This window comes from Microvirga aerilata (assembly GCF_016743775.1).
In the GTDB taxonomy this organism is placed as follows: domain Bacteria; phylum Pseudomonadota; class Alphaproteobacteria; order Rhizobiales; family Beijerinckiaceae; genus Microvirga; species Microvirga aerilata.
The window spans coordinates 1-10,730 of sequence record NZ_JAEQMY010000121.1 but is presented as its reverse complement, the minus strand read 5'-3'; the positions used below and the strand labels follow the sequence as shown (position 1 = coordinate 10,730).

At 60.3% G+C, this 10,730-nt stretch carries 9 protein-coding genes, 1 rRNA gene and 1 other annotated feature; of the genes, 9 read left to right on the top strand and 1 reads right to left on the bottom strand.

The window, feature by feature from the left end:
• Nucleotides 1–628: 628 nt before the first annotated feature.
• From JKG68_RS28645 to JKG68_RS28610, 8 genes are all read left to right on the top strand, one after another.
• Nucleotides 629–892 carry a hypothetical protein gene (locus tag JKG68_RS28645; protein WP_202065432.1) on the top strand — a complete coding sequence of 88 codons (264 nt, stop codon included), beginning with the start codon at nucleotides 629–631 and terminating at the stop codon, nucleotides 890–892.
• A 255-nt stretch (nucleotides 893–1,147) separates the two neighbouring features.
• A complete protein-coding gene (locus JKG68_RS28640) occupies nucleotides 1,148–1,411 on the top strand; it encodes a hypothetical protein (protein WP_202065431.1) in 264 nt (87 codons plus the stop codon).
• A 392-nt stretch (nucleotides 1,412–1,803) separates the two neighbouring features.
• Nucleotides 1,804–3,081: a type IV secretory system conjugative DNA transfer family protein gene (locus tag JKG68_RS28635; RefSeq protein WP_202065430.1), complete on the top strand. Its 1,278-nt coding sequence runs from the start codon at nucleotides 1,804–1,806 to the stop codon at nucleotides 3,079–3,081.
• Between the two features lie 160 nt (nucleotides 3,082–3,241).
• Nucleotides 3,242–3,943: an IS6 family transposase gene (locus JKG68_RS28630; RefSeq protein ID WP_202065429.1), complete on the top strand. Its 702-nt coding sequence runs from the start codon at nucleotides 3,242–3,244 to the stop codon at nucleotides 3,941–3,943.
• Between the two features lie 543 nt (nucleotides 3,944–4,486).
• The gene (locus JKG68_RS28625; protein WP_202065428.1) at nucleotides 4,487–4,705 is read left to right on the top strand and encodes a GcrA family cell cycle regulator; all 219 of its coding nucleotides are present in this window, start codon (nucleotides 4,487–4,489) and stop codon (nucleotides 4,703–4,705) included.
• A 208-nt stretch (nucleotides 4,706–4,913) separates the two neighbouring features.
• Nucleotides 4,914–4,998, top strand: a sequence feature (23S ribosomal RNA rRNA prediction is too short).
• A 79-nt stretch (nucleotides 4,999–5,077) separates the two neighbouring features.
• Nucleotides 5,078–5,193 (top strand): 5S ribosomal RNA (rrf, locus tag JKG68_RS28620).
• 1,477 nt (nucleotides 5,194–6,670) lie between these two features.
• The gene (locus JKG68_RS28615; protein WP_202065426.1) at nucleotides 6,671–6,880 is read left to right on the top strand and encodes a cold-shock protein; all 210 of its coding nucleotides are present in this window, start codon (nucleotides 6,671–6,673) and stop codon (nucleotides 6,878–6,880) included.
• Nucleotides 6,881–6,986: 106 nt separating this feature from the next.
• Entirely contained in the window at nucleotides 6,987–7,214 is a 228-nt protein-coding gene (locus tag JKG68_RS28610) for a hypothetical protein (protein WP_202065424.1), read from the top strand.
• Nucleotides 7,215–7,603: 389 nt separating this feature from the next.
• Here the strand turns inward: JKG68_RS28610 and JKG68_RS28605 are convergent, their stop codons facing one another.
• Nucleotides 7,604–8,455, bottom strand: a complete 852-nt coding sequence (locus JKG68_RS28605; protein WP_202065422.1) for an EcsC family protein — start codon at nucleotides 8,453–8,455, stop codon at nucleotides 7,604–7,606.
• 427 nt (nucleotides 8,456–8,882) lie between these two features.
• Here JKG68_RS28605 and JKG68_RS28600 point away from each other — a divergent pair, with 427 nt between their 5' ends.
• A complete protein-coding gene (locus tag JKG68_RS28600) occupies nucleotides 8,883–9,968 on the top strand; it encodes a patatin-like phospholipase family protein (RefSeq protein WP_202065419.1) in 1,086 nt (361 codons plus the stop codon).
• The last annotated feature ends 762 nt before the right edge of the window (nucleotides 9,969–10,730 follow it).

The window sequence follows — 10,730 nt, the reverse complement described above, 5'->3', positions numbered from 1 at the left end:
TCTGCTTGGCATTCTCATCGGCGTTGGCAGGAGTTGTCTGGGTCAGTTGTTTGCTCGTTGTCATATGATCCTCGTGGGCTATGAAAATGATAATTACTAGACGCAATACAAAGGTGATATTGCCGCACTTCCCGGTGTCGCAAGCAAGCTGTAGGCGCGAGTCAAGGAAGTGCCGTTGAACTAGCGATCGTTAGTACAGACTTGAGCTCCGGATGCGGGGCTTCATGCACTAGGAAGGCTATCTCGCAACTGCGAGCGATTTGCTGCAATGCACTAGAGCAACGAGCTCGGGCGGGAACGGTTCCTCGAATTACGTTGTGCGCCTGTCTTGCTCGACTGTACATCACGCAATGTTTTACCATTAACCGTGAGCGGTATTTGCCTTTTACAGTCCACCAGGGGGCTGGCAAGGACCTGCACGATAATACTAATTGAGATAATGGGCGTGGTTGGGTACAGTAATCGTTCGGTCGGTGTAACCCTCCTTAGCCATGATCATCGCTGGACGCTGGCAGTAGTCAGGTCCGGCCACCTGCCCTGGAGGAATTCGATGCGCCTGCTGTCCGTCCTGTTGATGCCCGTCGCGTTGTCAGCGTGCGTCTCGTCCGGCGACCAGCAGGCCCGACCCGTGCCGCCTGCGAACCTGGGCTCGACGCAATCAATGCCATCCGCCTCCCCGGTGCAAACATCCGCACCAAAGTACACGAGACGCGTGACCTACCGCGACGGCAGGTACACCCTGCCCGACGGCACGACTGTGGCTGCGGAGGCGGGTGGCGGTTTCACGCTGGCAAACCGGGAGATCGTGCGGCCTGACGGGACGGGCGGGATCATCCTCCCGAACGGGGCACGGTGCGTCTCGGACGGCAACCGTGGCTATCTCTGTCCGTGACCGTCCTAAAGCGCGCCCGTCCGGCCAGCTCGTTTTGAGCACGAACGGACGTAACGGCGACATACCTTAAGCCAATCTCCATGGCCTCCTGTAGCTAATTGTTGCATCTCGATCTTGCATCCTTCTCACAGCTGCCCCATGTCAGCCTAGCCTCTGGGTCCGGGCCCCTCTGGCGAGCGGGTCGCCGCTCGCGATGTCGGACTTCTTCTCTTGCTCCTGCGCCCACGAGTGCGACCGCAATTGGAGGATCCCACCATGGATTCCGCTACCTTTCGGACCACCAGGATTTCAACTCCTTCAGGCCGGCTTCTCCCCACTATGATCAGACTGATGGTCCTGGCTGCGGCAGGGGTCGCCTTGCTGGCAGTGATGCTCATCGGGTTCTTCGTTGTGCTCCCTCTGGTGCTGGCTGGCGGCGTTGCGTCGTACTTCTATCTTCGACGCCGCTTGCGTCAGGCACAGCATCGCACCCGGGATGGCGTGATTGACGCAGAGTACACGGTGATTGATCGCCCGTAGAGTGCGACGGGCTCCGATCGATCTACGATCTGCCTAAGAACTCTGATCCTTCCGGCAATGTTGGGAATGGCATTGGCTCCCTCTCAACCCGCATCGATGACACTCGGGGAGGGGCGAGCTCATCGGCAGATGGCCTGCCGGGGCAATCTCAGGACACTGCATCCAGCCCGCGGCTCCAATGTTCCGCTCGTGCCCGGTCGGAGCGGTACAACCCTGAAGCCCTGGTCCGATTGGGTACTCCAACGATCAACGACGCGCCTGCCACTGTTTTCATTTGTCTGCGAAAACCTGCCGCAAAGTTTTGCGACACCGGTCCCCATGAGCTCCTTTGCATTACAACACTGTTCGCAGTTGCTCACCCTTTTCCTGTTTACCCGAACGGATAAGACCACGTGAAAGACCTTCTCAAAAAACTCTTTGGACTTGGGCTCTCGAAAGACGCCATCATCGCTCCCCATGGCGCAATCCTCACGCTTGGCGAGGATCGCCGGGGCGTCCCACACGGCACGACCCAGAACGCCAATACTCTCCTTCTTGGAGCCAGCTCGCGCCAGCGGGTGGAGAGGGTGATCGTCCCGACCCTTCTGCGGGGTACATCGGCCAGCTACATCGTCGACGACCCGACTGGGGAGGTTTACGACCTCACCGGTGCGACCCGCGCCAGACTGGGACCCGTGTCGCGCATTCGGTGGCAAAACGGCAGCTCCTATAATCCGCTCGCCGACATCAACCTGGGCAACGATCCTGAAACTCACTCCCGGCGGCTACACAACATTGCGGAAGCATTGATCACCCAATGGACGGGAGGATCTGCCAGGATCCCAGAGACCATAATCAACGATGGCGAAGACACTATCAAGCAGGAAGCGATCTCCGCTCTCTGGGGGCTTCTGGAACTCGCCGCGGCTCAGGTCGCTAACGCCGGCGGCCTGCGCCTGGTCGAGCCGACTTTTGCTGGCCTGTACACGGTCCTCAGTGAACACCGACTTGACGATGATGCCGGTGATTATGTAGCTGTCGCCGATAAGTGCGAGAGCCCGAGGGCATTGTTCGAATTGCGCGCCTACGCGGCTCTTTCCGAAGAGCGTCGTCGGGTGATCCACGACGCGATCGTGCAACAGCTGTTGCCGTTTCATGCCCCCGAGACCTCCTGGGCCTCCGGCAATCCACGCGGCCACTGGGCCGCGCACCGGAACATCAGCGCTTCTGAGGGAGTCGAGCTCAGCGGCCCGGCAACCGTTTATGTGTGCTGCCCGACCCGCCATGGCCCGCATTCCGCGGCCTACAACCTCCTGACCAGCCTCCTGTGGCAGCAGCTGATTGACGAGGCAATTCACGGCCGCAGCGAACAGGCCGCCGACCAGCCTCAGAGGCCTGCCGTGTTCATCTTCACAAACACCGATCAGGCCGAACCGATCTCAGGGATCACAGCACTGACTACAGCCGCCAAGAGGACCAACCTTTCGATCCTCGTTTCGGCCGATGATACGGCTTCTCTTGATCGCCTCTACGGACCAGCCGACGCTGATGCTCTCAAGGCCGCGATGGACCTGGAGCTCAACTTCGACCCGGCAGCCCCCCGGTTCATGGTCAAGGGACCTGAAAAGCCCCTCCTCCGGCCATCCCAGGCGATGGGATCCTTCCTCCTCCCTGCGCCCAGAGACTACTAAACAGCCGCGCCGGAGATTTTGCTCATCTGAAATCTCTGGCGCATTCTGCTAAACACTAGATCGCCCCACGGGATCGTGGCCCCAGCTGAATAAGGGGTGCATCCATCCTAAAGGCATTGTCAGGTTGGCGAAGGTTCGGGCGTATGGCAGGGTCTCGGGCATGAGCACCACGTCTGATCCGTACCGCGGGTACCGCTTCCCAGCCGAGATCATCAACCAAGCCGTCTGGTTGTATCACTGCTTCAGCCTGAGTTTGCGTGAAGTCGAACTAATCCTGGCTGACCGGGGCATCGTGGTCAGCTATGAGACCATCCGCGAGTGGAGCCTGCGCTTTGGGCGGACTTATGTTAAGACCCTTAAGCGGCGCCGGCCGCAACCCGGCGACAAATGGTTTCTGGATGAGGTATTTGTCCGCATCCGGGGCAAGCTGCACTACCTCTGGCGAGCGGTTGACCAGTACGGAAACGTGCTCGACGTGCTGGTCCAGAGCCGCCGCAACAGGAAAGCGGCGAAGTGCTTCTTCCGCAAGCTGCTGAAGGGTTTGTGCTATGTACCACGGGTGATCGTAACGGATAAACTTGGATCCTATGCTGCCGCCAAAAGTGAGATCCTGCCGGGCGTTGAACACCGGCAGAGCCGGTATCTCAACAACCGTTGTGAGGTGTCGCACCAACCGACCCGACGGCGGGAACGTCACATGCGGCGATTTAAGTCAGCCCAGCAGTTTCTCGCCACTCACGCTCGGATCCACAATCACTTCCAACTCGGCCGTCACCGCCTTTCCGCCAGTGAGTATCGCGTGGCCCGTGAGCGCGCTTTCGATTCCTGGCGCGATGCGACCGGGACTATCCTCGTAGGCTGATATGGACTGGCTTGAGGGCAGCACTTGCGGCAGCTGCGCCGAATCAGGTGTCAAGTTGACAGTACCCAGCAGCAGCCGCTCGTGGTCGGGCCGATGAGGCAGACCAAGGAGCCGCTCCAGGGTATGGGCTGGAACGTAGGAGTTCGGTCGTTTAGTGAACGCCTGCTCCAGCTTCTCGGCCAGGGTCATTGCCGCCACACCGACTGCCCCGGCGATAAGCCCACGGGCCAACACCTCTGACATTGGCATATGATGGGCGCGGCTTGAAGGATGGCCGTTCCGGTTGCGCCGAGATCCAGGGCGATGCGGTTCGTGGTGCAGCATGCCGGCCCAACGGACCGTGGGCGGTCTTGTTCCATTCAGGCTCGTATCGACCAACGCCTTGCAAATCCCGGGCCTTATAACCATCTGAGGTTCAGCTTGGTTGCGATCATGCGCTTGACCGGAGGACGGCCACGAGCTGAGAGATGACGCCGGATGTACGCGCACCTCTCAGCTACTGTGCTCGTTAGCTTTTGCTTTCCCAACATTGAGTTCAGACCCATGGCCGCAAGCTATGTCGCGGAGCCGTCTGCGCGTTATCAGACGAGATTTGTGGATGCCCGGGCGCGGCAGTGCCGGTTTATCGTGACTGATGTGGCCGCTGACGAGGTGGTGTGCTGCGGCGCGCCGACCTCTGAGACCTCCAGCTGGTGCTCCTGGCATCGGCAGGTGGTCTTTGTGCCGAGCCGGCATGACCGGGAGCGGCGCCAGGTTGCTTGATGAGCAATCCCGGTGAACCGAACGTCGGTCTCCCCCTTGCATTCTGGACGGAAGTAACTATATCTCATTAGTGGGCGCTGCCGGATCCGGCGGTCTCCGACGCCTCCTCTGAATTCCTCGGTGTCTTTGATCTATCAGCTTGATTGGACCCGATGCCATGAGGCTCAAGGCATCTAAGCGGGAAACCCACCTTGAAACGAGTACTCCCTTGAGAGCCGTGGAAGACGACCACGTTGATAGGCCAGGTGTGTAAGCGCGGTAACGTGTTGAGCTTACTGGTACTAATGGCTCGATTGGCTTGATTGCTCTCATGATCCGTTTTCGTGATCATGATGAAAAAAAAAGATTTTGCTTGCTGTTGTCCTTGGCTGGTCCGGTGATCTGAGCGAGGGGAAAAGAACCCGATCCCATCTCGAACTCGGCCGTTAAACCCCTCAGCGCCGATGGTACTGTGTCTCAAGACCCGGGAGAGTAGGTCATTGCCGGGCCTGCCAAGGACAACGCCTCTTTACAGTCTCAACTGAATCCCCGGAAACGGGATCAGCCTCCAACAGCCAGTTGACGCCGGATGTACGCGCAACATGACTGAAGGATGCCGGATAACCTTGATGTGGGGCGGAACCGCTCTGTTCCCGCAACAAAACTTACATGAAGCCCTCGCATGGTGTTCCCATTGGGGGCTTTGTCATGTCTGGACGAGAGTGGATCCCACGCTCAATCAGAGATCCAATCAGGCATTGGAAATGGGAGATAGCGTCCCTAACTAAGCCTCAGGTAGGATCTGCCAAAGCGCGACCGCCTTTCCTTCAATCAGATTTTCATGACGAGTACATCAAGTGCGCCATCGAGCGACAAGGCCGGCGTTTACGGTCGAATCAAAGCGTAGTAGACTGAAGTTTCCGCACATATCCAGGACAGCAGAAGGTCATCCGCCCGGGAACCTTCCTAGGGAATGTCTGCTCACGTCCTTCGGACATGAGCCTCCTCACAGCCCTCAGTCGACTGGAGTGATCTTTTCCAGGTCGGCCCCTCGCACGAGAGCAAGCCCTCCTCGCCGAAAACTCCGGCTGCTGGGCCTTTTGCGAAGCTGCGCACTGGGCGCATCCTGCCCGACGTTCTGGGTGCTGAACTTGCCGCGGAACGGATCCAGCAGCAGGCAGATGAGCGAATAGTGGAAAGCCGCACGACCCGAAGCAGGGTTAATGCGAATGCTCGGCCACGACAGTCCAATGCTACGATGCGGCAAGCCGCCACCCACATCAGTTCGTCTGGGACTACACCGGTCAGTAAGATCTCCGCTCTTCCTCCCGCTCAGATACGCGAGCATCTGCGAGCCAGCAATCTTCCAGCTGAAGAGAACGGCAGTGGGTCGACCAAGATGTTGGCTGCATGCCGCATTGAGGCGGTGGACCATCACCATGCAAGAGCCAAAGACAAGCACGTACTCAGTGGCACTCAACGTCGGGCCAGGCGGCGTGGTATGACCATTCCATTACGGCGTGGAGAGCGCTGGAAGCGACGCCTGCCCGAAATGTGCTGGTAGTCGGCTTTACATCAACCGCTGGAGGCGAAGGCATCTCAGCGTTCACCGCCCGCATAAAGCTCATTCCATCCAGGGCCGGCATCATCAGATCAAGCAGTGGTCCTCCGGATTACCGGAGCAGCCCTTGCTCTCTCACATCTTATAGGCCCGCTCACGGATCCTCTGCTCCAGGTGCTTTGCCATCGCCCGCCTCCATGCCTCAGGGGCAACTATCCTCGACGAAGCAGGCGTGTTGTAGTCTCTCACATGTGGTCTGATCAGCCCCAGAATCTGCTCTGCCTTGAAGCTAGGGCACTTCTCTCGCAGGTGAAAGGAGCCTGATGTGAGCAAACCCCCAGTCGGCAGCAGGCTCTTGACCTCTTGGCTGGACGCGGCAGGATAATCCTGCGCAAGCGCACCTGATAGGACTGAAGGATAATTCAATGGCGACTGGTACTGTGAAGTGGTACAATGAAACAAAGGGCTATGGCTTCATTCAGCCCGACAACGGTGGTAAGGACGTCTTTGTCCATGCATCGGCCCTGGAGCGCGCCGGCCTGCGCGGTCTGGCTGAGGGACAGAAGATCTCCTACGAGGTCGAATCTGACCGCCGCACCGGCAAGGAGTCGGCGGGGAACCTTAAGACGGCCTGATCAAGACCTTCACCCGTTTTGCGACAGAGGCCGCCCAACCTTCGGGCGGCCTCTGCGTTTTTGCTGAAGCAACATTTCCTCGCGTCGAAGGAAAGGAAAACGACCATTGGCCCGCAAGAAGTCAAAGCCCGTTGAGAGCGGCTATGCCCTGTTCGACGTTGTCTACGAGGATGGCTCCCGCAGCTCGAACCGACGCGTCCCACGCGCTCTTTTAGGTGGGCTCGAAGGCGATGAGCCCGCCCGGAGAACCATTGAGGAGCAGGACAATGCGATTGCCGAGAAAGCCGGCCGCCCCCGCGTTCCGATCAAGAAGATCACGCGCACACCAGGCTAGCGAATCCCGGGGGAGATGAGCTCCCGGTACCAAGAATGGACATGCTTTGCAGGTTTTAGTCAGAGACAACGTTGACCAGGCCCTTTGGGCCTTCAAGCGAAAGATGCCGCGGCAAGGCGGAAGCTGTCCGTGGAGGATTGATCGCGGCGCACCCTCATCACCTGCATCCCGCCAGAGACAGCAGAGTCGCAGTATTGGATCGCCTCCGTTCACCGGTACGCGATCCGCATCGCGCGAGCACGAACTCTGCCGGACACCACAGCCCCGTCCTGTGGCCCAGAAGTCACGCCAGCGCAGTCACGCCAACAATGCCGTGATGCCGCCCCGTTCGAAGCCTTAGCTCGCGAGCCAGGTGACCTGGTCCAGCCGCACCCGGTTCCGAATGCGCCTTACGGCCGCGGCAGAGAGGCCGGCTCCTTGTCGGAGGCGGGGCCGATGCCCGCCCGGTCCTGGATGTCGTCGAAGGCCTCCCGCACTACCTCCCGGCCATAGGTCCGCTCCAGCCGCCGCACGGTGAAGTGGGCCCGGGCGAGGTCCTGATAGTGGTCCATGAAGGCCGTGTTTACCGCCGCGCCACCGAGCGCCCCAATGACGGGGACAGCCTGCACCGCGACCTTCTGCGATACCGCGATGCCGAAGCGAGTGGCGATCTCCGAGGCCAGCCGGATCAACACCGGTGCACCCTGCCCAACGAAGCCATGCTCAGTGATAAAGCGCGCCGCCTCGGCCACGGACTGCGCCAGCGCCGCCCGCACGGCGAAGTAGCTGCTCTCGGCAGGGTTCGCGTCCTCCTTGCCACTGCCTAGAGCGAAGACTTGGATGCAGGACAGCGCCGCCTCCGGATCCGACAGGTCCTCGCCCTCCTGACGCGCAATCTCGGCGATGGACCGCAGGATCAAGGCAGTCGAGACGGGGAGTTCCACCGGCAGCGTGGCGAGACCAAAGGCGCCGCCCAGAGCGCCTGAACTGGCGGCTGCCACCTTGTGCAGCAACTCGCTGCGCCACAAGGGCTTCGCGGTCATGGTCGTCATCGCCAGCCGCAAAGCCACCATCAGGGCCTTCTGGCTGGCGCGTGCCACCAAGCCTGTGACCGCCTTGGGGGTTAGGTTGCCGATCATCTCCACCGGCTTACCGGCGAGCCCCGCCAGCCGGGTAATCCAGTTGGGTTGCTCCAAGACAGCGACGGCCTGTTCCAGGGCGAGGCGGTCATCGTCGGCAATGTCCAGCTTCAGAATGGTCATGCTCGCTCAACGCGCCGGGAGGTGGAAGTTTTCCCGTAGGAGGCCTGCCCTGTCCGTTTGAGCGGCCAAAAAGGAAAAACCCTGGATCCTCTGAGGCCTTTCGTTGAGGCCATGGCTAACATGTCTGCATGGAACAGATCGCGCGTCGACCAAAGATCGACCAAACATTGGTCGGTGATCAGCACGCATCAGAGAGCACGAGCGGTGGCGAGAAGTCCCTGTGCTACTTGGGTTTCTCACCATCCTCCTCGGTGCCGGCTTAGTCGAGCATCACGTTCGGGACGTAGGGTTGATTGCCGGGCACCCGCCAGGAAGGCTCAGCTATTCAGGCGGCGCTCCAGCGGATGGAACTTTGTGCAGTGCAACACGTTCATCTGCCTCACTCTACAAATACGAACAACGCCAGAACCATGGCTAAGGGGCCACTATGCGCCGTCAACCAAAGACCGCCCTTGTGCTGGGTGGTGGTAATGCACTCGGAGCCTACCTTGCTGGGGCCTGCGAGTACCTAGATGAGCAGGAGGTCCGCCCTGACTGGATCATCGGCGCGTCAGTCGGCGCTGTAACCGGTGCGATCCTCGCCGGCAATGCCCCCGAGCACCGCCTCGCCAAGCTCAAGCAGTTCTGGGCAGAAGCAACGCATCACACGTATGGAGCAGTCAGCCGCAACGAGACGCTGCGCCAGACCTATAATGGCGTGCACTCGATGCTCACCCTTCTGTTCTGCCGCCCCAACATATTCCAAAGGCGCTATCCAGGCCTTTGGTCAGCGTTGCCATGGGTGCCAAACGATGTTGCGATCTTTGACCACTCCCCGCTCCGGAACACACTTGAGCGGCTTGTCGATTTCGACCGGCTCAACCGGGCAGAGGTCCGGTTCACCATCGGCTGCGTCGATCTGGAGAGCGGCGACGAGGTGCTCTTCGACAACACGCGCGAGGAGATCGGGCCCGAGCACATCCTGGCGAGCACCGCCATCACGCCGGCATTCCCGCCCGTAAAGATCAACGGGCGGCTTTTGTGCGATCCGGGCTATGCCAACAACCTGCCCGTGGACGTGCCCTTCAACGAGCCGCTGGAGCACGACCTCCTCTGTATCGCCATCGAGCTGTTCAGCTTGCGAAGTCCCCAGCCGGCCTCGCTCGACGCGGTCCTGGAGCGGACGCAGGACATCATGTTCGCCAGCCCGGGCCGTAAGAGCATCAAGTCCCTCCAGCGGGAATACGGGCTTCGCGAGCAACTTGACCCGAAAGGACCTCAGGTCAAGCTGGTTCACCTCGCCTACCAGGCCGCCAGCCACGAGCTTGCGACAAAGACGTTGGACTTTTCGCCTTCCTCAGTGGCGGATCGCTGGACAGTCGGCCGTCGGGACATGGCGAGCGGGCTGGACCTCCTTGCTCATGCTGGTTGCGCCACATCTCGCTTCAGCTATCTCCCCGTCGATGCTGAAGAGGCGGCGAAGGCGGCGCAGAGGGGTGCATCAAGAGTAATCGCGGACCGCCAAGTAGCATGATGGAGACCTGAGACGCGGCCATTGCCGCTTGAGGAGCGTCGGCACTGCGCTCTTCCTACGAGGACCCGATACTCTTAGTCTAATGGTAGTCTGCGAGCCGCAGCTACCTGGCGCGCCTCCGCTCAGCATACGCGCGGCCCAGAAGCGCTACGCGTGGCCACTATCTTGGGCGAAATCATCCTTCTCTGGATCGTTGCCCAGTTGGCAAAAGCCTGGACGCGAGATCGGGCCACTGCATCGGCGTTCAGTACCTCGCGAGGCAGGAGTGTCAACTTTGCGTCAGCGTTGGCCAAGGCCCTCGGCTTGCCGTGCTGGTCGATGGCGACAAAGGTGAACGTGCCCTCGGTCACCTTCTCTCCTCCCTCTGCGCCCCTGCCCCGTACCCAGATCTTGATGCGGACCGTCACTGAGGCCCACCGGTTGCTACCATGCTGCAGTAGCAGGACACCTCATCACCGCCGTGAGGCTGATCTCACAAAAGTGACATCCATTACGGCTGGGGCGGCCCTGCCCCGGGCAAGGCATTCTCCTGGGCAGCACGGGCATGCAGATCCGCCTCGCGCAGCATGCGAACCAGGATTGTGTGCGTCAAGTTCTGCAAAGCAGGGCGGCCAGTCAGGCTGGCTAAGCGGCTTCGCGGAGTTGATCCTTCTTGTGCTCCTTCTTGTGCTCCTTCTTGTGCTCCTTCTTGTGCTCCTTCAGGTCGTCCATGTTGAGGTAGCGGTGAGCTTCGAGCCAGTTCTCATGCGACTCCACCGCCAG